This window comes from Vibrio sp. 10N.222.54.E6 (assembly GCF_041473955.1).
Taxonomy (GTDB): Bacteria; Pseudomonadota; Gammaproteobacteria; order Enterobacterales; family Vibrionaceae; genus Vibrio; species Vibrio tasmaniensis_A.
Map to the genome: position 1 here is coordinate 247,562 of NZ_JBFRTD010000006.1, position 22,237 is coordinate 269,798.

Annotated in this window: 23 protein-coding genes and 2 pseudogenes; 7 read left to right on the plus strand and 18 right to left on the minus strand. The window is 43.0% G+C overall.

Going from position 1 to position 22,237, the window contains the following annotated elements:
• The first annotated feature begins 395 nt into the window (after nucleotides 1–395).
• Nucleotides 396–1,070 (plus strand): glutathione S-transferase family protein, encoded by a 675-nt coding sequence (locus AB4513_RS02235; protein ID WP_102257583.1) that lies wholly within the window; start codon nucleotides 396–398, stop codon nucleotides 1,068–1,070.
• A 186-nt stretch (nucleotides 1,071–1,256) separates the two neighbouring features.
• Here the strand turns inward: AB4513_RS02235 and AB4513_RS02240 are convergent, their stop codons facing one another.
• The 3 genes and pseudogenes from AB4513_RS02240 to AB4513_RS02250 form a co-directional block, all read right to left on the minus strand.
• The gene (locus AB4513_RS02240) at nucleotides 1,257–1,892 is read right to left on the minus strand and encodes an HNH endonuclease (RefSeq protein ID WP_102257582.1); all 636 of its coding nucleotides are present in this window, start codon (nucleotides 1,890–1,892) and stop codon (nucleotides 1,257–1,259) included.
• A complete protein-coding gene (locus tag AB4513_RS02245; RefSeq protein ID WP_102257581.1) occupies nucleotides 1,882–3,345 on the minus strand; it encodes an ATP-binding protein in 1,464 nt (487 codons plus the stop codon). The genes AB4513_RS02240 and AB4513_RS02245 overlap by 11 nt, the downstream gene beginning before the upstream one ends.
• Before the next feature lie 257 nt (nucleotides 3,346–3,602).
• Nucleotides 3,603–3,860 (minus strand): annotated as a pseudogene (locus AB4513_RS02250) (IMP dehydrogenase); the annotation flags it as partial.
• A gap of 282 nt (nucleotides 3,861–4,142) precedes the next feature.
• Here AB4513_RS02250 and AB4513_RS02255 point away from each other — a divergent pair.
• Nucleotides 4,143–4,733 (plus strand): GIY-YIG nuclease family protein, encoded by a 591-nt coding sequence (locus AB4513_RS02255; RefSeq protein WP_102257580.1) that lies wholly within the window; start codon nucleotides 4,143–4,145, stop codon nucleotides 4,731–4,733.
• A gap of 84 nt (nucleotides 4,734–4,817) precedes the next feature.
• Here AB4513_RS02255 and AB4513_RS02260 read toward each other — a convergent pair whose 3' ends face one another.
• The 8 genes and pseudogenes from AB4513_RS02260 to AB4513_RS02295 form a co-directional block, all read right to left on the minus strand.
• Complete coding sequence (locus AB4513_RS02260; protein WP_102257579.1) at nucleotides 4,818–5,102, minus strand: hypothetical protein; 285 nt, start codon at nucleotides 5,100–5,102, stop codon at nucleotides 4,818–4,820.
• 78 nt (nucleotides 5,103–5,180) lie between these two features.
• The gene (locus AB4513_RS02265) at nucleotides 5,181–5,363 is read right to left on the minus strand and encodes a hypothetical protein (RefSeq protein ID WP_102257578.1); all 183 of its coding nucleotides are present in this window, start codon (nucleotides 5,361–5,363) and stop codon (nucleotides 5,181–5,183) included.
• 2 nt (nucleotides 5,364–5,365) lie between these two features.
• Nucleotides 5,366–5,794, minus strand: a pseudogene (locus AB4513_RS02270) (hypothetical protein); the annotation flags it as partial.
• 101 nt (nucleotides 5,795–5,895) lie between these two features.
• A complete protein-coding gene (locus AB4513_RS02275; RefSeq protein ID WP_009844818.1) occupies nucleotides 5,896–6,939 on the minus strand; it encodes a GMP reductase in 1,044 nt (347 codons plus the stop codon).
• Nucleotides 6,940–7,796: 857 nt separating this feature from the next.
• The gene (locus tag AB4513_RS02280; RefSeq protein WP_009844817.1) at nucleotides 7,797–8,234 is read right to left on the minus strand and encodes a PAS domain-containing protein; all 438 of its coding nucleotides are present in this window, start codon (nucleotides 8,232–8,234) and stop codon (nucleotides 7,797–7,799) included.
• A gap of 1 nt (nucleotide 8,235) precedes the next feature.
• On the minus strand, nucleotides 8,236–9,240 hold the full coding sequence (locus tag AB4513_RS02285) for a response regulator (RefSeq protein WP_012600962.1): 1,005 nt from the start codon (nucleotides 9,238–9,240) through the stop codon (nucleotides 8,236–8,238).
• A 381-nt stretch (nucleotides 9,241–9,621) separates the two neighbouring features.
• Nucleotides 9,622–9,867 (minus strand): hypothetical protein, encoded by a 246-nt coding sequence (locus tag AB4513_RS02290; protein ID WP_009844815.1) that lies wholly within the window; start codon nucleotides 9,865–9,867, stop codon nucleotides 9,622–9,624.
• 256 nt (nucleotides 9,868–10,123) lie between these two features.
• Complete coding sequence (locus tag AB4513_RS02295) at nucleotides 10,124–11,476, minus strand: MATE family efflux transporter (RefSeq protein WP_102257577.1); 1,353 nt, start codon at nucleotides 11,474–11,476, stop codon at nucleotides 10,124–10,126.
• Between the two features lie 100 nt (nucleotides 11,477–11,576).
• Here AB4513_RS02295 and AB4513_RS02300 point away from each other — a divergent pair, with 100 nt between their 5' ends.
• Nucleotides 11,577–12,551 (plus strand): LysR family transcriptional regulator, encoded by a 975-nt coding sequence (locus tag AB4513_RS02300; RefSeq protein ID WP_102257576.1) that lies wholly within the window; start codon nucleotides 11,577–11,579, stop codon nucleotides 12,549–12,551.
• Nucleotides 12,552–12,593: 42 nt separating this feature from the next.
• Nucleotides 12,594–13,493, plus strand: coding sequence for a DMT family transporter (locus tag AB4513_RS02305; protein WP_102257575.1), 900 nt, complete (start codon nucleotides 12,594–12,596; stop codon nucleotides 13,491–13,493).
• 214 nt (nucleotides 13,494–13,707) lie between these two features.
• Here AB4513_RS02305 and AB4513_RS02310 read toward each other — a convergent pair whose 3' ends face one another.
• Entirely contained in the window at nucleotides 13,708–14,124 is a 417-nt protein-coding gene (locus AB4513_RS02310; RefSeq protein WP_009844811.1) for a VOC family protein, read from the minus strand.
• A gap of 380 nt (nucleotides 14,125–14,504) precedes the next feature.
• On the opposite strand from AB4513_RS02310, the gene AB4513_RS02315 reads away from it, so the two are divergent.
• Both AB4513_RS02315 and AB4513_RS02320 read left to right on the plus strand, forming a co-directional pair.
• Entirely contained in the window at nucleotides 14,505–14,771 is a 267-nt protein-coding gene (locus AB4513_RS02315; protein ID WP_102257574.1) for a DUF3081 domain-containing protein, read from the plus strand.
• Nucleotides 14,772–14,813: 42 nt separating this feature from the next.
• Nucleotides 14,814–15,422, plus strand: coding sequence for a CIA30 family protein (locus AB4513_RS02320; protein WP_102257573.1), 609 nt, complete (start codon nucleotides 14,814–14,816; stop codon nucleotides 15,420–15,422).
• Between the two features lie 151 nt (nucleotides 15,423–15,573).
• On the opposite strand, the gene AB4513_RS02325 is transcribed toward AB4513_RS02320, so the two are convergent.
• Nucleotides 15,574–16,599: a zinc-binding alcohol dehydrogenase family protein gene (locus AB4513_RS02325; protein WP_102257572.1), complete on the minus strand. Its 1,026-nt coding sequence runs from the start codon at nucleotides 16,597–16,599 to the stop codon at nucleotides 15,574–15,576.
• Nucleotides 16,600–16,805: 206 nt separating this feature from the next.
• Between AB4513_RS02325 and AB4513_RS02330 the strand changes: the two genes are divergently transcribed.
• Entirely contained in the window at nucleotides 16,806–17,738 is a 933-nt protein-coding gene (locus AB4513_RS02330) for a LysR family transcriptional regulator (protein ID WP_102257571.1), read from the plus strand.
• Between the two features lie 144 nt (nucleotides 17,739–17,882).
• Here AB4513_RS02330 and AB4513_RS02335 read toward each other — a convergent pair whose 3' ends face one another.
• From AB4513_RS02335 to AB4513_RS02355, 5 genes are all read right to left on the minus strand, one after another.
• Entirely contained in the window at nucleotides 17,883–18,269 is a 387-nt protein-coding gene (locus AB4513_RS02335) for a hypothetical protein (RefSeq protein ID WP_009844806.1), read from the minus strand.
• Nucleotides 18,270–18,421: 152 nt separating this feature from the next.
• Nucleotides 18,422–19,186 carry a Fe(3+) dicitrate ABC transporter ATP-binding protein FecE gene (gene fecE, locus AB4513_RS02340; RefSeq protein WP_102257570.1) on the minus strand — a complete coding sequence of 255 codons (765 nt, stop codon included), beginning with the start codon at nucleotides 19,184–19,186 and terminating at the stop codon, nucleotides 18,422–18,424.
• Nucleotides 19,187–19,188: 2 nt separating this feature from the next.
• Complete coding sequence (locus AB4513_RS02345; RefSeq protein WP_102257569.1) at nucleotides 19,189–20,160, minus strand: iron chelate uptake ABC transporter family permease subunit; 972 nt, start codon at nucleotides 20,158–20,160, stop codon at nucleotides 19,189–19,191.
• Nucleotides 20,160–21,215, minus strand: a complete 1,056-nt coding sequence (locus AB4513_RS02350; protein ID WP_102257568.1) for an iron ABC transporter permease — start codon at nucleotides 21,213–21,215, stop codon at nucleotides 20,160–20,162. The genes AB4513_RS02345 and AB4513_RS02350 overlap by 1 nt, the downstream gene beginning before the upstream one ends.
• Nucleotides 21,212–22,189 carry a Fe(3+) dicitrate ABC transporter substrate-binding protein FecB gene (locus tag AB4513_RS02355; protein WP_102257567.1) on the minus strand — a complete coding sequence of 326 codons (978 nt, stop codon included), beginning with the start codon at nucleotides 22,187–22,189 and terminating at the stop codon, nucleotides 21,212–21,214. Before AB4513_RS02355 ends, AB4513_RS02350 begins: the two co-directional genes overlap by 4 nt.
• Between the last annotated feature and the right edge of the window lie 48 nt (nucleotides 22,190–22,237).

The following is a 22,237-nucleotide window of genomic DNA, read 5'->3' on the forward strand; positions in this document are numbered from 1 at the left end:
CTCCGAGGTTAATATTCATTTGTTGCATAAGGTGTGGCTGCAGATCACGATTTTATGTGCCAGAGTAAGCTCAAATATCCAGATAGCTTCGAGTTATGAGGAGCTCCTTTAATTACTTTGGAATATTTAACTTCGAATCCCACCTGCCTATTCCATCTAAATTCGTAAGTTTCGAAGCTCAACATCAAACTTAAATGTGCATTTTATGTTCATTATTTCAGCAGCTTAAAATGCTATCTCTCTACAAGTCGACGCTAATTCACGTTTACACAGCCAAGTTCAAAAGGTACAGAGTGTGATATCAAATCAGTCAATTCACAGAAAATTCAAAAATCATTTATTGAACGATCGTTCAAGTGATGCTTTAATGAATCACCAATACAAGGAGTTACCCCATGCTTAAGTTCTATTTTCACCAAACACCCAACCCAATGAAGATCGCTCTGTTTCTAGAAGAGACAGGCCTAGATTTTGAACTTGTTCCTGTCGATACCTTAAAAGGCGAGCAACACACACCGGAATATCGTTTGATCAATCCAAACGGCAAAACGCCCGCGATTGAAGACGAAGGACAACGTGTATTCGACTCTAACGCCATCCTGCTGTACCTATCTGAGAAAACAGGCAAGCTAGCTGGTCAGCCAGAAGACAGAGCAGAACTGCTCTCTTGGATGATGTTTATCGCGAGCGGCCTTGGTCCATACTCTGGCCAATCGGTACACTTCCGTCATGCAGCGCCAGCAGGCCTAGACTACGCTGTGAACCGTTACCTACGTGAAGCACAACGTCATTACGAAGTGTTAGAAAAGCATATGGAAGGTCGTGAATTTATCGTCGGAAATGAGTACACCATTGTCGATGTCGCTGCATGGGGTTGGATTGATAAAGCACCTTTCGTGCTTGGTGAAGAAGGCCTAGAACCTTACCCGAATTTGAAGCGCTGGTTTAACGCAATCAACACTCGCCCAGCGGCACTGCGTGCTCGCGAAATCGGCAAAGACGTTGAATTTAAAACCGAACGTGATGAAGAAGCGAAACGAGCACTGTTTCCTTCGAATTATGCAAAGTAGAAGTAAAGTCTAATGATGAGGCTCGGTAGTGTTCTACTGAGCCTTTACCCCCAATTGTTACTGAATTGCTGACAGCTATTTCTGAAAGACATCAACCATTGAGCTAATATACAATTACTTTCAACGATGAATTTTATTGTAGTCGCCAATCCAACATCATACTCAATGGACACAACGAAAGCCCAATTAGTCCATGTTTCTTTTATTTACAATTCGCTTAACTAGCTCATCTTCGAGAATTTTTCGTGCGACTCCATCGGCATCAATCAAAGCTTTTGCAAGATCATTGATATCTTGTTCAGGTTGCTCTCTTTTCACAACACCGTAAAACCGTAACAAGCGGCAAGTTACAATGGTAAACTCACCCTTTTCACTCAATGGTCTATAAAAATCTCCAGGAGAAATTGCATTTATATGCTCGTGGTAGAAATCAAAATGAGGGTGAATAATTTTATAGTCTTGAGAAGAATTAGGAAAACGGCGGCGATCGGGGTTAACAAGAACTTCCTTTGAACTCTTAGCTCCATTACAATCTTTACATGCAACACAGAGATTTTCAGGTTCAAACATAAATTGAACCTTTTTATCTTTTGGAACTATATGCTCAATATCCCATGCCATCCCATGACCAACAGGATATGTAATTGCACAGTATGGGCACACATAGTTCTGTTCAACCTTGTAATGATTTTTTATGGACAATTTAATGTCTTTAAATTCATCATCCCCCCAGTCAGTTCCGTTTTTTTTATCACGCTTAATAAAATTATCAACTAACTCTAACTCACCTTTCGTGTATGTTACTGGGTTATCAATCTTCATTAATCTCCTCCATAACTCTTTCAATTGTTGTAATAAGAGAATGAACAGGGTCTTCGCATGAAACTTGAGACTTTAAAGATGTAATCAATTTAATTCTTTCAAAAAGCTCAAAATTTAGTGGCGTAAATTTAGAAAGAGTATTAAGAATATCAAGACTCTCACTAACCAAATATTCATTCTTAAATCCCGGTGATTTAAATAGAGTTGCTAATTGATAGTCTGATGAATAACTTGTTGACTTTGAAGAATCAATCAACATATTTTCATCCAAATTTAATATAAAGCAGTTATCACTAGATAGTTTTGAAACTAAAAGGGGTGAGTGTGTTGCGATCACAAAATGACAACCAGAATACAATGAAAATAGATCATTAATTAATGGAATAAATTCTTCTTGCCACTCTGGATGTAGGCTTATTTCTGGTTCATCTATACATATTAATGAGTTGTTTTCTATTTGACTCGCAATGCCAAGTAACATCATAGCCAAACACTGCTCTCCTGAACTAGCATCAATAAAATCAACAAACTTCCGGTTATCATTGGCTTGAGATAGTTTTAAACTTGATACAGAAAATACCCCACTTTTTGATAATACTTGAATAGCTTTTACATAATCATCTTCAAGAATATTGTTTTTTGAAAAATTAATTGGAATACTAAATATCTTTTTCCATTTTCCGTTGTTGGAATCAAGCAATACTCGAATACTATTATAAATAACATCCACTTTATTATCCCACTCGAATCCTCCTATATGATTTTCATTAAAAATAGGATTATCAAATGTGGTTAGTAACTTAGAAACTTTACGCCTAGATAGATCATTTTCATCAAGCTTCACATTTGAACGATACGAGACAAGAATACGATTACCATATCCTAGGTATTCTAAGGTCTTCTTTATTACTTCAAAGTTTGTCTCAATTTTTTCTGGTTTTTTAAACATGCTATCTAAAACGTTAGAAATTAAAGAAACTATTGAGCTACTACGTTTGCTATTCTTCATTCCAATGTATGAATATATGCTTTCATTTGAAAGTGATTTAGATACATTCAAAGGAAAGCGATCAAATGGGCTTGTAGATAAGCAAATCATGCGCTGAGGAAAAACACGATATCTATCATCAACATGTGAAACAAGCTTGAAAACACTAGCAACTTGAGAACTAATTCTTTGCATAGTACATTCCAACCCATTGCTCAAATAATTTACCTGATTCTGGCTATAGTCAGATGTAACTGCATTAAACCTTTCATCCCAGTTATTAGGATTTTCTATCAAGAAATTATCACTAACGTAAAAGTTTGATGCTAAAAATTCCAAAATCCGACTTTTACCGGCACCATTTTTTCCAGTCATAACACTAATTAAGTTCTTCCCAGAATTTGAATATTTTGACAACTCAAACTCTTTACCTTCAATAGTTACTTTACGAATTTGGAACGTCACGCTAGACCTTTAGAGTTGATATTTTGGCACATTATATTCAATCTATCACAGTGACACTAGGTTATTAAACGAAACCAATTGTATTGTTATGGGGAAACACGAAAAACGACGATTACATTGTCGATGTGTATTTCGTAGGCTAAGCCCTACCCTAAATTAACTTAGCCACAACACTCTAATTTTTCTTAATCAACTTCCACAAAAAAGAGCCGCTAAAAAGCGGCTCTTGATCTTCAAACTATTCGAACTCGTTCAGATTACTCTTTACCGAATACGTTGTTCTCTTGCTCTTGCACACGGATGAAAGTCGTACGCTTAGTTAGCTCTTTAAGCTTTGCTGCGCCTACGTATGTACAAGTTGAACGTACACCACCAAGGGTGTCAGAAATCGTGTAATGAACAGAACCACGGTATGGAAGTAAAACAGTTTTACCTTCTGCAGCACGGTACTTAGCAACACCACCTGAGTGCTTGTCCATAGCCGACTGAGATGACATGCCGTAGAACTTAACAAAAACAATCAACACTACATTTAAATCAATAACTTAAGTTAATTTAAATGTATATAAAAACAGTAATAAGTGGCGATTTATACCCATAAATAACGCTGTTTTACAATGAATGCCGCCATTTTTGCCGCCACTTTTAACTTGCCTGTATGGTGGAGGAACATTTGAGGAGTCCGCTTACATATCAATCAATTCTAACTCGGAATTTACATTAACTAGTTAATGCGCTGACATTGCACACGTCCAACATTTCATACTGATAAAATCACGCGTTGTTGGATACTTATTGTGGCAAAAAATAGGCATGAAGGTTTTGCAAAGGCATATAAAGAAGCAACATATCTCTATATCGCATACTCAAACAGATCTCATCTGTTTAAAATGGGCATCACAAAAAACACCCAAGATCGCTTACGTAACTTAAACTCGCATCGACCTGATGATAGCGGTGATTGGAAGTATGTGGGATATGTGAAAATAGGTCCCAAAATTACAGGTATAATTGAATCCCAAACCGCTACGTCACTGAAGCAGTTCAATATCCATCGTCCCTTTGGTGGAAAAAAAGGTTACTGCCGAGAACTATACAGTTGCCCGCTTTCTGTCATCTTAGAATACTTACACTACAGGCTTCTTCCTGAAGAGCGCAAAGCCCTAGCTAAATCAATCATGCAAAAGAACACAAAATTCAGAATGCATAACGGCAAATTGGTTAGCTTCTTAAAACCAACAGCAGACGACAACTTAAACCCTAGTTCGGTAAAAAAGCGAAACAAAGACAAAAACAAAAAACAAACACCTAAGCGTATTAGGCGTACTGATTTAACGCCGATGGCACAGATGCTTCAAGATAAGCACAACATAGCGGTCTATGTTTAGTCTACTAGACTGTTATTTAATAGACCCAAATAAAACAAGCTTAAAACACTACTCTGCGTAATCCCCTATTGCGTGAGCTGTTTTTTATGCGGCAATAGCCTTAATCTCAACAACCAACCTATACGCATCTTCTAGCACATCTCTTTCTTGAGTATCTAGGGCTTCATTAGCTTGCTTTAACGCATACAGATAATCTAGCATCACAATTAGGTCGTGAAGTAACGGAACTATCCGCTTATCTACACTTGTGATGTACTCCTCTAACTCTTCATCAGAATGCCATTTTTTAGGCTCTCCCCCCAAAGCAATAACAATAGCTGTTCGTAAGAAGCGGCATAATGGTACGAGTTTTAGGGCGATTATTAACATATGAACGTAATTGAAAGTATTTCATTTATTCTGTCCACATACCTTTTAAAGAGCAACTTTAGCCTACTATCTATCGAGTCAGTTAGCAGAATAACTTCCCGCTGAACTCCCCGACTCTACTATCACCTTAGCGTTTTGATTGATTTCATCGACCACAGCGTTCGCAATGGCTTCAGCCATCATCTCACCATCGAGCACGAAGCCTTTGGCTTTCAGTTCTGTTTCTATCTTTTGCTTTAATGATGCTTTGCTTATCGCCATTGTTACTTCCCTGCATAAACGGTTTTCGAAACGTCCACATGCGGTTTCCCCATAAACGGGCAAATGCTCACACCGGTGCACACCCCTTTTTCGCCATTAAACTTGATGGTGTCCGCGCCTTCGGTGATGTTCTTAGCTTTAATGGTTCTATTACCTTTGACGGTTTCGATGTGGGTGTCGTCAATCTCTGTTATTCGATTTTCTAGCACTTTGATTTGTTGAGTGAGGCATTCAAGCTTGTCGGCTTGGTCTGTCTTACGTTCGAAGCTGCCTTTCTGGTCCACCAATTGATACACATCTTTGCACTGTTGGTAGCGGTTTCGCCTTCTTTGATTCCTAGTAACTTGAAACCAAGTGGTAGCAGACAACGAATAAAGGGCTTATCCGGTTGACCGAACATAAATCTGAGTTCAAACAATACTGCCGATTGCCAGCAACTCTGGTAGCACAACAATCGTAGCTTTTTGTCCCAAACAAAAAAAAGCCGCTAAAAAGCGGCCCTTGATTTTCAAACTATTCGAATTCGTTCAGATTACTCTTTACCGAATACGTTGTTCTCTTGCTCTTGTACACGGATAAAAGTCGTACGCTTAGTTAGCTCTTTAAGCTTTGCTGCGCCTACGTATGTACAAGTTGAACGTACACCACCAAGGATGTCAGAAATTGTGTTGTGAACTGAACCACGGTATGGAAGTAAAACAGTTTTACCTTCTGCAGCACGGTACTTAGCAACACCACCTGAGTGCTTGTCCATAGCCGACTGAGATGACATGCCGTAGAACTTCATGTATTGCTTGCCGTCTTGCTCTACTACTTCACCGCCCGACTCAGAGTGACCAGCTAGCATGCCGCCTAGCATTACGAAATCAGCACCGCCGCCGAACGCTTTAGATACGTCACCCGCACATGAACAGCCACCGTCACCGATGATCATGCCGCCAAGGCCGTGTGCTGCGTCGCCACACTCGATGATTGCAGAAAGTTGAGGGTAACCTACGCCTGTTTTAACACGTGTAGTACAAACAGAACCAGGGCCGATACCAACCTTAACAATGTCTGCGCCAGCTAGAATTAGCTCTTCAACCATGTCACCCGTTACAACGTTACCAGCAGAGATAACTTTAGTCGGGAATTCTGCACGTACTTTCTGTACGAACTCAACAAGGTGCTCTGAGTAGCCGTTAGCGATATCGATACAGATAAATACAAACTCTTCGCTAAGAGCCATGATCTTCTTAACTTTCTCGAACTCAGCTTCAGATGTACCTGTTGATACAAATACGTTGTTCAGTGTTTTCTTGTCTGCTGTTTTAGCGAACTCAGCCCACTGCTCTACTGTGTAGTGCTTGTGTACTGCAGTCATAACACCGTGCTCTGCTAGAGCAGCTGCCATTTCAAAGCTTGCTACCGAATCCATGTTCGCTGCAATTACTGGAGTACCAGACCATTGACGACCGCTATGCTTGAATGTAAAATCGCGGGTTAATTCAACTTGAGAACGGCTTTTAAGGGTAGAACGCTTCGGACGGAAGAGTACATCTTTGAAACCTAACTTAAGTTCTTGTTCGATACGCATGGTGTTTTCCTTGATTCATAAAATTATGTGCCTCTCGCGAAATGCGTAGTAAAACCGTTGGCAGACGAGTTTACTTTTCTTCGGACACAAAAAAACCGGAGCGTTGGCAGACGCTCCGGTTTTCAGCATTATAGGTCGTGATTTAGTAACAGCAAGTCTGATATTTCACTTTTTTTTATGCTATCCTCTCAAAGATTCCATACCTGCTAAAACTCCTCTAGTGACACTTCCCCACTAAATTCTTACTAATTAATAACTTAGCGAACCATTCACGCAAACACTGTTGGTTTATTGCGCAATCGTTTTCCTCCCTTTTTTACGTAATATCCCCCTCACAAAGCAAATATGTGAGGAAAGTGCCTCGAAATCACATAAAAACCACACTTTTCTCCAACAAAAAAATGCCTTTTTTCATAAATAAATTCGATTTTTTTCTAATTTTTATCGGTTTTTGACCAAATTGGGCAGTCTCGTGACGTTTCTGTTTTGCGGTCACTTGGAAAAGTAGAGTGAAAACAACTCAATCTAGAGGCCAATACTCACTTGGGTTTGATAATTCAGCCCTCGTACTCCATTAAATGAAGCTTTCAAACTCAAACTTTATAAATCCACTTTCTATTCACCCGTAGCATTGCCGCGCCGAAAGCACATTTCGTGGCTGCCCTTTCGTTGATTTAACCTAAAACATTCAGTAAAGCGCATGGAAAAAGAGAATTGGTTAACGTGAAAAGCTAGGGGGAAGATTAGGTTTGAAGATAAAAAACAAAAAAAATGGCTAAGGTAATTAACCTTAGCCATTTTTATTCGATGTTTTGAATTGTTCTTTACAAGCTATGAGTCTCGAATTAAGACAGGTGCTAATTCTTTTGAGCGCTTAACGCTTCTGCAGTCGCATCTTGAATCGACAAGAACAATGACGTGATTTGTCCAGTAGGCGAACGCATCGGGTTTAGCGTCACGTTCTGGTACATGAAATCAGCTTGTTGAGTAACAGGGCGAACATTACGGCACTTGAACAGGTAAGGTCTTTGTGGCCATGTAATAAAGCTGCGACAACCTAAATCATAGACTGGCTTGGTTTTCAGCCTAAACCACTCTTCTGGGATTTCAGGGAATAACTCAAAGATCGACTTACCGATAGCATCATGTGATTGCTTACCGCTATGGTGAGTCATGAAGCCATTCCAAACTTGCACCTCAAAATCGCGATTAATAACCACCAGCCCCATGTCGACGTTCTGAACCATGTCCACCATCCAGTGGAACTGTTCAAATTCAGCAGGAAGATTCAACATATTAAAACTCCTCCATTAGGTAGGCCAATTTATTATCTAGAAGTGGCAAAGATTCATCAACAAACATGAATAGAAGGTCACAACGGATTGAAGTGCCGTCTATGTTATAGCTGACTTCGAAAGTCATCGTTTTCTTGAATGAGCCGCCGGTATTTTCAATAACGGAATCGATTGAGATGTGTTGACCCAGCAACACCGGAGAGCTCTGGAAGAAACGAACTTCTGACTGCTCACCTAACCCATTCAGGAATGAACCCACAAGGATATTAGATACATCCATCAACAGCTCTAATTCTTCTAACTGTTCGCTTTCTGTTGGCACCTTCATGAGCTTTTTAAGATCGCTCACACTGGAATCACTCAGCAAGACTAACGCTTCACCTGCAATACCTTCTCCACTAAAGCCTTGGCAAACACCCGACACTTGGTCGTTGTCTGCTAAGTCGCGAAGTGCCATGTGCAATTCACTCACTTCCAAAATATTCACGTTCGGTAGTGGTAAATGGACAAATACATCAAAATGGCGCGCCAGTGCATCGGCGGCGCGGCCGATTGCTACGTTCGCCACTTCCATGTAGATATCGCGTCTGCGTAGTATTGGAAGATCTAAAGCGGTAGGGGTAACAACCTGAGGCTGCGTTGGCGGCTCAACAAGTTCACGTAAAATGCCTTTTAACGCTTCTTTATCGATCGGTTTTTGTAAAAACGCTTTAGCACCGAGGTCCATGACCCTCTGCTGCGCTTTTGGCTGGATGTCACCGGAAACAACGACAACAGGTGTGTTATCACCTAAGCGTTGCATCTCTTCCAATGTGCCATAGCCATCTAGCTCAGGCATGGTCAAGTCGAGGAACATCAGTTTAAACTGGTTTTGAGCTAACTCTTCAAGTGCATTAAGCCCATGAACAGCAAAAGTTATATCTGCATTTAGAGAACTAGGCAGTGATCGAGCCATCTGCTTCCTTGCTAATGCAGAATCATCACATATAAGAACTGGGAACGACATAAATGCACCACCGACAAATTAAAGCTAATTTCGAGGAGTGTAACAGATCATTATCGTATCAGGTACGGGGTGAATGAATTTATATGTAGATTATTAGTCAGATTGATGGGAAAAGCGGATATTCGATTATCTCTGATTATTCTTTATGAAAAACAATATGCTACAGAGATAGTAACAAGCCATTTTATAAAGTAATTGCACTATTTTATGAAATGACTGCGATGATTTATAGAATAACAGCCTTAATAAGTAGCCTATTAAGGCTCGACTTGCCGATTCACGCAACAGCCATACATGTTGAACACCTATACGTGTTGACCGCCTACTACGCGTTTATCAGGTTGACGTTTTTATCCGTTTTACATAATGAGTGCAAAGGGGCTAAAACTGATATGTAGGCCATAGAATCAGTAATGCGAAACGAATAACCACAGCAAACACCAATAAAGCGATGCCCAGACGGTACCATTTGTATTCCGCAATATTCATTGGGATACGCTTATAAAACATAGTAATCACGCCTTTCCAATCACTACTGCGTCTTCCGTACTGCATCATGCTCGTCAAAACAAACAGAGCGCCAAGTACTAGCATTCCTTTCTCAGCCCAAAACAATCCAACTTCCATTTGTATTTTCCTTGATAAAACGATGAGCGACTTAAATCATTCTAGCCACCTTTGCTTACGGTTTCTGTAAGACCAAGGTCTAAATTACGAAGTACGCAATTCAGGGCTTTTACCTGATAGCTGATAGCTGATAGCCCATTGTTGGTAATTAGAAACTGGTAACTGGTAATTGATAACTGGTAATTGATAGTTCTCGGTCAGCATTACAAAGTTTATCGTTCAAGCTTTCATGGTAAAAGCGAGCATCACAAGCAGATCACGAATAAGCATGAGTCGAGAGATCCGGAGACTGACTGTTCTTTTGAATGACACGCATCAATTGGATAAGCAGCAGAATACCTGTCACACCTAAACCAACACCGATTCCGCCCCAGATCCCTGCCAATTCAAACTTAGACATCAAATACCAAGCCGCTGGCAAACCAAATACCCAGTAACCAATGGCTGTCATTACGGTTGGCATTGAGACAATCTTCATCCCTCTCAACAGGTTAATCGCCAATAACTGCCAAGCGTCTACAATAAAGCACAACGCAACCACCCAAATAACAGAGGCCAATAGCGAAGTCATTGCGCCCGTACCATCGTCTAACTTGAAGATAGACGCGATCATTTCCGGCCAGATGATGAACACGGCAGACAAGGCTACGCTCAACACCGACACCAATATAAAGCTTAGAATCGAGGTTCTTTTGATGCCTTCGTAGTTGCCCGCACCGAAATCACGGCCAACCAAAATCGCCGCAGCTTGTGAGAAACCGAAATTGAAGTTCCAAGTAAAGCTTAAGCATTGCAGTAGGATTTGGTGCAGTGCTAGAGAAGCAATACTGATCGTCCCCGCCATCAGAGTTCCGCCGTATATCAAGCCATGTTCAAGCAATGCAGCGAGCCCAATAGGCAAACCCATCATCAATAAAGGGCTCATTAATTTGATTGAATACTCTTCTGTGTTTAACCAAGGGGCGAACTGCTTAAACTCGTCACGCTTGAATACCCAAACCGTGTATCCAAGCATCACGATAAAGGCCGCGATAGCCGTACCTAGCCCTAAACCGGTTAAACCCATGTCTAATTGGAAAGTTAAGAAGTAGCTCACTGGCACATTCAGAATTACGGTGATGATAGACATCACCAGAATAGAGCGCACATTACCAAACGCACTGGTTAATCCACGCAGTACCAACAAAATAAGCGAAGGCAGCATCACCCATTTCAAGGCATGCACATATTCCATTGCTAAAGTAATCACTTCTTGGGGCTGTTTTGCTGCCTCTAATACCAACGGAGCAAACCAAAAGCTGGCCATTAAGGTCACACTCAACACAAATGCCAACATTGTTGCGCCTTTCACCGCCAATCTGATTTGTGTATTACCAAACTCAGGGCGAGCTACGCGCTGACCGTAAGCGATCGCAATCAAGTTCGCGACACACCCCACGGTGCTGCTCGCAATAATAAAGATGAAAAAGTAGATAGAGGCGCCTAAGCCACCAGCCGCAAGGGCTGACACACTGATACGCGACATCATCCAAACATCAGTAAGGACTAACGCCATAGAGATCAGCTGTGAAATGATCAAAGGGAATGCAAGAGTGAGTATTTTTTTCATGAGCGCCTCAGGTAATTTCGCCCAAAATACGATCGATGAGGCTGGCGTTCAATTGATAAATTTGCGACTCTAACATTCCATAAACTCATGCGAACGAATTATGACCCCATATCCTAGCTTGCCATCATCCCATAATGGCTTAAAAGCCTTCGAAGCTGCTGCAAGGCTGATGAGCTTTACTCTGGCCGCCGATGAGCTGCATGTGACACAAAGTGCGATCAGCCGTCAGATTAAACAGCTTGAAGATGAGTTAAACGCATCATTGGTTATTCGTAAGCATCGAGCGATTGAATTAACAGAACATGGTCACAATTTGTACGTGGCTTTACGTGAAAGCTATGCCAATGTCGAAGCGGTTATTGCTTCTTGGGGCGAGCCAAAGCAGAAACGTATTGTGATCAAAGCGACTTTGAGTTTCGCGACGCGCGTATTGATCTCTAAAGTCCGGGAATTAAACGAGCGTTATCAAGATTATGAAATCGTCATTGTGCCTGTGATTGAGGAAGACGAATCGATCAACAGCAGCGAATATGACCTACTGATCTTCCATACACGCTTCAAAAAACGCTATGACAAGGCACCTAACATCACCTTCTTACGTGAAGAGTTTATGGCGCCGGTCTGTTCGACTACTTTAACGAACAAAGATACTGACCTCGATTCGATCTTAACCTTACCAAGGCTCCACCCAACCTTAGATCATCACGACTGGAAAGTGTGGCTGGCTGATGTCGAGTCCCCGCCGAAAAAGCCCGTTAGAAATACCAGCTTCTTGTCTTTGGATATGGCACTCAGTGCCTGCTTGTCAGGTGAAGGCGTCACGGTGACGGATTTGCTGTTGGTTTTGCAGGATCTACAACGGGGCTTCTTGTACTGCCCTAAGGATGCAAAGATTCAGCACAGTGCTTGGACTTACTTCATGCACCAGCGTACACACACACCTATCATCAATGACCTTATTGAATGGCTGAGGGAAGAGACAGCAAAAGAGATCGAGTTGCTGAAATCACTCGCACAGCAATATCAGTGGTTTGGTGTAATAGAGCAAGACAAAGGCTTTGGTCGACTCTCTTAAATTAAGCTATGATTCCCCTTCCCTCACCCGATTGATATTTTTATGCCTTCTTTCTCTGTTTCAATGATCCCTGTTGGGGTTAGGTTCATGATCCTCTCCGCTTTTGGGTTCGCACTGATGTCTGCTTGTGTGAAATACATCAGCAACTACGGTATACCTGTATTTGAAATTGTTGCAGCAAGGGCATTGGTCTCTTTGATCATCAGCTATATCGATGTGAAACGAAAAGGCATTTCGATCTGGGGTAATAACAAACCACTCTTGTTTGTGCGTGGTGCTGTCGGTACTGCGGCGTTAATGTGTGTTTACTACGCCGTCACCACCTTGCCACTAGCAGAAGCGACCATTCTACAATACGTACATCCCGTGTTTACCGCGTTGCTTGGCGTGTTGTTCTTAAAAGAGCGCGTGCAAAAGTCGACCATGATCTGCATTGCATTCTGCCTCGCGGGATTGCTGGTGATGGTACAACCAAGCATGAACAGCGGCGTAAACAGCGAGTTACCCATGTTCAGCATTATGGTGGCGTTATTGGGCGCGTTTGGTAGCTCAATTGCTTATGTAATTGTGAGAAAGCTTAGCCAAACTGAAGATAGCTCAGTGATCATCTTCTATTTCCCGCTGGTTGCTCTTCCAATCTCAACAGCCCTGATCTGGAACGACTTTGTATGGCCAAGCTTATTCTTAACCATTATGTTGGTTCTGGTCGGGATTTTCACTCAGATAGGCCAATACGGTTTAACCAAGGCGATGCAAACTCAAGCTGCCGGTAAAGCTTCAGCTTACTCATACGTTCAAATCGTATTCTCAGCGCTGTTAGGCGTGTGGATCTTCAATGAGACTCCATCCGTTTGGACTTACCTAGGTGGTGGTCTAATTGTCACGGGCGCACTCATTAACGTGTTTGGCAAACAGTTGTTAGTGCCATTCAAGGCTAAGTAACCAACTAAGCGACCAAGCAACCAAGCAACCAAGCAACCAAGCAACCAAGCAACCAACAGAGTAAAGATCAGTTAGCCAATCAGCTAATAGATATAAAAAGGGCATTGCGGAATATTCCACAATGCCCTTTTCTGTGAGTCTTCCTAGCACCCTTTCTTAGACGTTTTATTTCGAACAATCTTGCTCTAGTACACCAACTCGATTACGAGTTCTACTACGTGGCATTGCGCAGCTTGGGATCATCACTCAAGTACTCTACAAATTCGATTTCAAAGCCCGCAGGATCAACAAAGTAAACGTTTTTGCGATAAGGTTCTTCAGCCCCAGGTTTGGCAATAGGGAAACCCGCATCAATAAGGCGCTCAATCACGCTCTCGATATTGTTGGTTACATAAGCAAAATGCGCGAGACCGACAGAATGCCCAGCCAAATCTCTGTTTTCTCCTTCGCCGTGATCGCTCAACGCGATGTATTGATATTCATCACCAAAATGTAGCCAGTTACGTGGCTTGCCAGACCATTCGCCTTGCCCTTCATCACGCACATACCAGTGAGGGAAAGCTGCTTTATAGAAAGTCAGCATCTCTGGGATATCTTTAACCACTAAATTTACATGTTCAAGTTGGATCATTCTTCTCTCCTTAAAGTATTCTCTTAAGCAACGTTGCATATCCTAATACCTCAAGTTAAGTTGAGGTAAAGAACTAATTTACGTTTATTTTCGAGAACGTCTTTAGAGTCCAAATGGCTCTGCTTTGACTACATACAAACAGTAAGTTTAGACGACTTAGTCCAACGTAACTCTCTTGCCTCGTATTATGTTCTTTGTACTTAATACCAGTGACTTTATGGGAGGTGTTCTCTCCAAACCACACCTTCCACAAAGTGAGCCGATGAAATGGATGCTGTATACAGGCCTCCCCTCAGTGATCGCAATGCAGAACCAAACCGTAGTTAATTGAAATACAAGCACTTAGTATTTTTTAGTCGACTGCGTAGCGGGAGTGATACATGGACAGCAGAATTACCATCAAAGAATTTCTCAGAGTGTTCGATTACCTTCGTTCAACGGGCGAACAGCTGAACAATAAATATCAAGTAGGCGAAATGACGGCTTGGCATGATTACGACGGTTACACCTGTTGGCTAAGCTACAGAGACGTTACGGTAACCCTGATGTTCCACGGTTCATTAAAAATCGAATACGACCAAGCGTCGAACTATGAAGACTTCATCAACCATTGTCTGGCTATGCTTGCTACAGAGCCTTCTCCGTAAGTACGAAAGGTCAACACGCCCTAATAACTATTGGAGAAAATCATGCACGAAACTGACTTTAAAACGCACTTACTGCCTAAACGAATCGCTTCTTTGTGCCTAATACTCAGCCTTTCTTTTTTATGGTGTCAAGTATCTGTAGCAGGAATAGATATGATTGATTTTACACAAGCGAACGAACAGAAGAATTGGACAGCGACCAACGACAATGTGATGGGCGGCATCTCAACAGGCGGTCTTATTCATGATGGCGAGACGAGTCAATTTAAGGGCGAACTATCGTTAGAGAACAATGGTGGCTTCAGTTCAATCAATCGCTCTGTTAAAACACTAAGCTCTGAAACGGACAGCGTAGAGTTGACGTTTGTGGGTGATGGTCGTACTTACCAGTTAAGGTTCACAACGTGGATAGATGGAAACAGGACCAACTACAAGCACAACTTTGAGACAATTAAAGGTGAACAACTCAAGAAAATTTTCCGACTAAACGACTTTCAAGCGGTGTTTAGAGGTCGGTTACTCAACGGAGAGCCGGGGCTTAAAGCTCAAGACATTAAACAGATCGGCTTTTTGATTGCAGACAAACAGCCTCTGCCCTTCGAGCTAAACTTACTTCAGATTCAATTCAAAACCTCGCAAGAAACGGAGTAACGCTTTGTTGGAATAAGGTAAAGTCTGAATAAACCACCGACGAACAAAAGCCCCTGATATCTTACCGATTCGCGATAGATATCAGGGGCCTTCCATTCAAGCGTTCAAAAGGTCAATGCTTCAAACCGTCAAAGATCTAAATCATTAGCTATTAATATTTAATGGCTGTTTTTCCAATCGACGTACTGCTTTCAATACGTTGGTGCGCATCTTTCAGAGTCTCAACACTAAAACCATTCAACGTCGTCGTTAGTGTCGATTTAATGCGGCCTGCATCAATCAAGTTCGCAGCTTGGAATAAGATGTCTTGTTGCTTCTGGATATCGTCTGTGTTGAACAGTGAACGTGTAAACATCAGCTCCCACACAAAACCTACAGACTTACCTTGAAGCGCCGACAGATCAATTCCACCATCGAACTCCACAATCGAACTGATCATGCCTTGTGGTGCAATCAGCTCCACCATCGATTCCCAGTGCCCTTTGGTATCCGCAACATTAAAAATGTAATCGACATGCTGGATGCCTTGCTCGCGCACAGACTCAACCAAGTTACGGTGATTCACCACATGGTCTGCACCCATATCCCTTACCCACTGCTCGGTTTCAGGTCTTGAAGCCGTCGCAATGACAGTCAGGTTAGTCAGTTGGCTCGCCAATTGAATAGTGATTGAACCTACGCCACCAGCGCCACCAATGATCAGAATCGACTTTTGCTCTTCAGGACGAACACGTAGGCGATCGAACAACGCTTCCCACGCAGTGAGTGTCGCTAGCGGCATCACAGCAGCAGCTTCATCAGAAAGGCTCTTTGGTGCTTTCGCCGCAATACGGTAATCAACGGCTTGGTATTCCGCGTTAGCTCCCATGCGAGTGACGTCACCAGCGTAGTAAACACGGTCACCTAATTCAAAACCTTCAACGTCTGTACCTTTACCGACAACTTCACCGACTGCGTCATAGCCCAGCACTTTAGGTTGTTCGAGTGTTTTATCCTTAGCACTACGAATACGAATTTTTGCGTCAGCAGGGTTGATAGAAGTCGCGCTCACTTTTACCAGCAAGTCATTATTTTTTAGTTCTGGCAGACTCGTTTCAAACTCAAATAAACTGTCTTGCTCTGTAATCGCAAATGACTGAGTAAATCCAATAGCTTTCATTTTTGATGGTACTGACATTGTGCTTTCTCCTTGAATTAGACGAGTTAATCTTAGTCAATTCTCACTCTAGATAAACCGTCTAACATTTGAATGATTTTCAAATATATTTTGATAATTAAGCGTATAAAGTTAGCTTAGAAGAGGTAAATAAGGGTTAACCCGCTTTGTGATTAGCAAAGATTTCAATACAATGTTTAGAACATTATCAAACACAGGTAGATAAGATGCTTCTTGAAGACTTACAGGTCATTTTGAAAGTGGCGGAGTTTCGCAGCATCACCGCAGCAGCCACCAACCTAGACATGCGTACTGCTACCGCGAGTGCTGCCGTCAAACGAGTTGAAGCCGCACTAGGCGCTGAACTGTTTGTAAGAACCACTCGCCATTTAAGGCTCTCTTCAGCAGGCGAACGCTATTTACCTGAGTGTGAACAGGCCTTGAAAATATTAGAGCAAGCCAAGCTCAGCATGCGCGAAGAGCTTGGTATTCTCGATGGAGAAATCCGCATTGCGCTTTCATCGGATCTAGGCCGCAACCTCATCACACCTTGGTTAGATGAGTTCTTGCTTGAATACCCTAAAGCATCACTTAGAACGAGCATCAGTGACAGTAATATCGATTTTTACCGTGACTCCGTTGATATGGCGCTTCGCTATGGCTCCCCTACTGACGCCAATATGTATGGTTTCAAGATCTGCGATGTGCCGAGAATATTGTGTGCGGCTCCTGAATATTTGGCTGAAATGGGAACACCAAAACACCCGAGTGACTTAGCTCAACATAATGGTTTGCTTTATCAGCTGCATGATATGTTGCAAGACGAATGGGTGTTTAACGATGGTAAGCAGGATCACAAAGTGAAGCTGAAAGGGAATCGTGCATCGAACGATGCTGACCTTGTTAGACGTTGGTGTGTTGCCGGTAAAGGCGTGGCGATAAAGTCTTGTTTAGATATGTCGAAGCATTTGCTTTCGGGCGAAGTGGTTAAAGTTATGCCTGAATTAAAACCAACACCAACCGAGTTGTGGTTAGTCTGCCCTAGTCGTCAATCCATCACACCAACGGTTCGCTTATTAAGAGATTTATTCCGCGAGAAAACCGCAGAGATCCTTTCTCAATTGGGAGACCAAGGTATTCTAGAAAATAAAGCATCATAGGATCTAATGCTGCTTAGAGATAAGACGCAGAGATACAAAAAAGGCGTTAGTGAACTTTGAAGCCACTAACGCCTTTCTTCATTTGAACATCACCCTGTATTAATGGATGTATCTACATTAATACTAATACTTAAATGCGAGTACTTAGTTTGACTCTTCTTCTACATCACAATCAGCACAGCACTGAAGAGCAATTTCATGTTCGAAGGTGATTGTATCTTGGCCTTCTTCTAGAAGTTCTGCAATTTCATCCGCGACTTCTTGCTCATCATCAGCTTCAATTCCGCTCGCTAACTCTTCTTCTGAATAACCGAAGAAATTCAGTAATAGATACTCGCGAGCTTCGTCTTTGGTACAAACCACATTTGCTGAAAGATCAGGCGTAACTTCACCTTCCGCAAGTGTCTTTGTCACTTGCTCTAGAGCAGTATCTTTCATCGCAGGCGTTAACCAACCAAGATCAGTACTTACTGTCGTTTTTTTACAGTCGAAGCAAGGCAGTTGGTGAAAGTAGTATTGAAAGGTCGTCATAGGTAATTTCTTCTTTAAGTGTTGTATAGCGAGATTATGCGCGTTTTATAGCAAAATACTATCTCAATCAACACCAAAAATTGATTCGCTCTGATTATTTTAACCAGATGCACAGCAAGCCATACTGACAACTTTAATCATCGGCTATTTGCTTAAATCGCCACACACATCGGCGTATTGGATATAGGGTCACGAAATACGCTCACTTTGAGATCAAAAACATCATTCAGCAATGTCTCGGTCATCACCTCATCGGGGGTGCCTTCAGCCACTAAACCTCCTCTTTCTAAAACGATCAAATGATCGCAGTAACGGCTCGCTTGGTTCAGATCATGGAGCACAACCACCACCGTTTTTCCCTTGTCATTCATCTGCTGCATCAAGTTCATTAATTCAACTTGGTGAGACATATCAAGATAAGTGGTCGGTTCATCCAACATCACGACATCTGTGTCTTGCGCTATTATCATCGCTATCCATGCTCTTTGACGCTGCCCACCCGACAGTGACTCAATCGGTTTATCAGCAAACTCAAGTACGCCAGTATCACGCATTGCTTGTTCGACAATCGCTTGGTCTTCTTGCCCTAACTTTCCCCAATGGGACACATAAGGAGAGCGGCCATATTCAACCAATTTTCTGACCGAGATGCCTTCGGGGCTGACCAATATTTGCGGCAGAAGCGACAACGAACGCGCGAGCACTTTATCGCCATAGCTCGACAACGGTCTGTCTTCAAATAACACCTCTCCAGTCACCGGCTTATTGATCCTGACTAACGTCTTTAACAAGGTAGATTTACCACATCCATTGGGTCCAATTAAGGCAGTAATTTTTCCCTTAGGGATGGACACCGAAAGGTTCGGTATGATCGTTTGTTTGCCGTACGCGACGGAAAGATTCTGCGTTTTTAGCATGGTTACCAACCTCGATAACGATAGAGAAGAAATATGAAATAAGGCGCGCCAATGACAGAAGTAAGTACCCCTGCAGGTAATTCAATCGGTGGTTGTAGACCTCTTGCCAAGCCGTCGGCACAAGTAACCAGAATCGCACCCACCAGAGCAGACGCCGGGATTAACAACTTATGATTATGCCCAAACAACAAGCGCGCTAAGTGAGGTGCTAATAAACCCACAAAACTGATCGTTCCAGCCACTGAAACGCTGACGCTGGCAAGCAACACTGCGGCCAATAGTGCAAGAGCTTGTATCTGTTTTGGCTTAGTACCCAATGTGGTGGCACTTTCCTCACCAAGCCCCATCACATCCAATCGCCAAGCAAGCCAAAATGCCATTGGCAACAACAAGAGCAATGCTCCCCAAATAAAGGGAACTTGCTGCCAGTTTCGTCCCCAGAGGCTGCCGGTTAGCCATACCATCGCAGTGTTGATCTCGATGGGGTTAGTGACAAGCAAGAAGTCGATGCAACTCGCCAGAAACGCACTCACTGCAATACCAATCAAGGCCAACTTGGCGGGTGTTGGCCTTGACCACCATGCCAATAGCGCAATCAGCCCAGCAGCCAGTACCCCACCGAACATCGCTACGACAGGAAGCACACTGACTGGTGCATTGGGGAACCAAACTAAACTCGCTGTCGCAGCAAGCCCTGCCCCGGCGCTAATGCCCATAAGATCAGGCGATGCTAACGGGTTACGTATCACGCCTTGCACTAATACGCCAGATAGCCCCAACCCTGCGCCCACGCTTATCGCGAGTAACATACGTGGTAGTCGATACTGATGGATAACAAAGTCGTCACTGGAAAAGGCGACCAAATGTTCGATGACTTGAGGAATAGAAAGTGACGCTGCACCGACAAACAAGCCCGCAGATGCCACTAATATGAGAATCCCTGATAACAAAACTATCTTAGTGTGATGGTGCATTAAGATCTCCTCGTCGCAATCAAAATAAAACAAGGTGTCCCAAGTAGGGCTGTAATAACACCAACGGGCGTTTCAGTCGGGAAAGCAATCGATCGTGACAACGCATCTGACCAAGACACTAATGCTGCACCAGCCATTGCGGAGATAGGGATCAGTAGATGGTAATTGTGCCCAACTATGGGCCGAACCAAATGAGGAACCAACAATCCTACAAAGCCAATGGGACCAGCGATAGCGACACTGGCCCCCGCAAGTAACACGATAGCCAATCCACTCATGAGGCGAGTAAGCCGGATATTACTGCCCAACCCCACAGCCACTTCTTCACCAAGCGCCAATAAGTTGAGGTTACGAGCAAGGCTAACAGCCAACACCAAACCAATCACTGCTGGCGGCCAAAGCTGTTGCCACTGTCCCTCATCCACGCTAGACAATGAACCGGTAAGCCAATGCAGCACGCTATAAGCCATATCATCAGCTAGAATCAACGCTGCTCGAGTTAACCCAATCAATAAAGCAGTAATGGCGATACCCGCTAAAACCAAACGTAACGGATGAGAACGTTCGGAGAAGAAGCCACCGAGGAGCATCACAGCACCACCGCCTAGCAATGCACCAAGAACGGCATTAAGGATCGGGTTTAAATCACTCACCACAGGTATGCCTATCGCAGCTAAAGCCATAAAACAGGCTGCGCCAGCGTTAATACCTAGAATTGATGGAGACGCAAGTGGGTTACGTGTTAATCCCTGCATCAACAGTCCGGCGACGGCTAAGCTTGCACCAATCAATAACCCAGCGTGAGCCCTTGGAGCTCTAAGTGTCGCCAATATTTGATGAGTCATATTGCTCTCATCAAACGCAAACCAATAGTGAACTAAGTCACTCAATGTTAGGGAGAAATTAGACCAACCTAGCATAGAGGCCAAGTAACCAGACATCGTCAAACACGACACTAAAGCCGTAAATAACGTGACTCGCCACGACACTAATACCGTAAGCCACGACACTATAAGCGAACGTCGCTTACCTCTAGAGAGCAACATCGAACTCATGAACGATCCAAGATCTGCTCTAGATTTTTCGCCATTTGTTCCGCGGCCAACATGCCTCGATTCAATGACCATAGTGCTGGTGACACTTCTACCACTTGTTGATTCTTCGCGGATGTTAATACATTAAACAGTGGGTTTTTCTGCCAATCATCAACGATATTTGGATCTGAGTAAGCACCAAGGAGCAACCAATCAGGATTTGTTTTCAACAACAACTCAAAGCTGGTTGGCAAGTACGCCTTGTCTGTCGGTTCCACTATTGGGCTAGCAATACCTAATGTGGTGAGTACACCTCCGGCATACGAAGCAGGGCTATGTAGCCACATTCCTTTTTCCGACACAACTGCAAATTGGACTGTTTGTTTAAGCGAGAAATGACTTTTAAATTCCACCATGGCTTGTTGATGTTGGTGAATTCTTTGTTCCATTGCCGATTGCTTATCGAGGGCGATACCGACCTTAAGCGCAGATTCCAAGTTCTCTTGATAAGTCTCTCCACGGCTTTTGAGCAGCAGAGTTGGTGCGATTCGCTGTAGATCTTGATAAACCGTACGATGACGCTCTGCATCGGCAATGATCAGGTCGGGCTTTAATACCGCAATAGCTTCTAGACTAGGCTGCGAACGCATCCCAACCGATTCCCATGGTTGCACTAATTCACGCACCGCCGGAATCACTCGCGAAGCATCATTGTCATCGGCAACACCAACCGGAGACACGCCTACCGCAGCTAACGCATCGACAAATGAGAACTCCAACACCACAACGCGTTGCGGGGTAGTCGCTATCTCAAACTGACCTTGCTCGTCTTGAATAATCCTCGTTTTTGCTGTACTGGAGAATGAGAACAAGCTTAAAGCCAACAAAGCTAAGGTTATCGCTATCTTGCTGAATAAAAAATGCCTTTTGAATGACAGCAGTCCGTTCGGCAGCAGCCATTGATTCGAAAATAAAAGTCGAGAGCTGTTTTCCATATTTACTTTTCCTTAAACACTAGAACCGTGAAAGTCGCCAATAATATT

Coding starts and splice junctions, on each gene's coding strand:
- AB4513_RS02235 (WP_102257583.1), top strand. CDS start 396: ATGCTTAAGTTCTATTTTCACCAAACACCCAACCCAATGAAGATCGCT.
- AB4513_RS02240 (WP_102257582.1), bottom strand. CDS start 1,892: ATGAAGATTGATAACCCAGTAACATACACGAAAGGTGAGTTAGAGTTA.
- AB4513_RS02260 (WP_102257579.1), bottom strand. CDS start 5,102: ATGTTAATAATCGCCCTAAAACTCGTACCATTATGCCGCTTCTTACGA.
- AB4513_RS02265 (WP_102257578.1), bottom strand. CDS start 5,363: ATGGCGATAAGCAAAGCATCATTAAAGCAAAAGATAGAAACAGAACTG.
- AB4513_RS02275 (WP_009844818.1), bottom strand. CDS start 6,939: ATGCGTATCGAACAAGAACTTAAGTTAGGTTTCAAAGATGTACTCTTC.
- AB4513_RS02280 (WP_009844817.1), bottom strand. CDS start 8,234: ATGTTGAATCTTCCTGCTGAATTTGAACAGTTCCACTGGATGGTGGAC.
- AB4513_RS02285 (WP_012600962.1), bottom strand. CDS start 9,240: ATGTCGTTCCCAGTTCTTATATGTGATGATTCTGCATTAGCAAGGAAG.
- AB4513_RS02290 (WP_009844815.1), bottom strand. CDS start 9,867: ATGGAAGTTGGATTGTTTTGGGCTGAGAAAGGAATGCTAGTACTTGGC.
- AB4513_RS02295 (WP_102257577.1), bottom strand. CDS start 11,476: ATGAAAAAAATACTCACTCTTGCATTCCCTTTGATCATTTCACAGCTG.
- AB4513_RS02300 (WP_102257576.1), top strand. CDS start 11,577: ATGACCCCATATCCTAGCTTGCCATCATCCCATAATGGCTTAAAAGCC.
- AB4513_RS02305 (WP_102257575.1), top strand. CDS start 12,594: ATGCCTTCTTTCTCTGTTTCAATGATCCCTGTTGGGGTTAGGTTCATG.
- AB4513_RS02310 (WP_009844811.1), bottom strand. CDS start 14,124: ATGATCCAACTTGAACATGTAAATTTAGTGGTTAAAGATATCCCAGAG.
- AB4513_RS02315 (WP_102257574.1), top strand. CDS start 14,505: ATGGACAGCAGAATTACCATCAAAGAATTTCTCAGAGTGTTCGATTAC.
- AB4513_RS02320 (WP_102257573.1), top strand. CDS start 14,814: ATGCACGAAACTGACTTTAAAACGCACTTACTGCCTAAACGAATCGCT.
- AB4513_RS02325 (WP_102257572.1), bottom strand. CDS start 16,599: ATGTCAGTACCATCAAAAATGAAAGCTATTGGATTTACTCAGTCATTT.
- AB4513_RS02330 (WP_102257571.1), top strand. CDS start 16,806: ATGCTTCTTGAAGACTTACAGGTCATTTTGAAAGTGGCGGAGTTTCGC.
- AB4513_RS02335 (WP_009844806.1), bottom strand. CDS start 18,269: ATGACGACCTTTCAATACTACTTTCACCAACTGCCTTGCTTCGACTGT.
- fecE (WP_102257570.1), bottom strand. CDS start 19,186: ATGCTAAAAACGCAGAATCTTTCCGTCGCGTACGGCAAACAAACGATC.
- AB4513_RS02345 (WP_102257569.1), bottom strand. CDS start 20,160: ATGCACCATCACACTAAGATAGTTTTGTTATCAGGGATTCTCATATTA.
- AB4513_RS02350 (WP_102257568.1), bottom strand. CDS start 21,215: ATGAGTTCGATGTTGCTCTCTAGAGGTAAGCGACGTTCGCTTATAGTG.
- AB4513_RS02355 (WP_102257567.1), bottom strand. CDS start 22,189: ATGGAAAACAGCTCTCGACTTTTATTTTCGAATCAATGGCTGCTGCCG.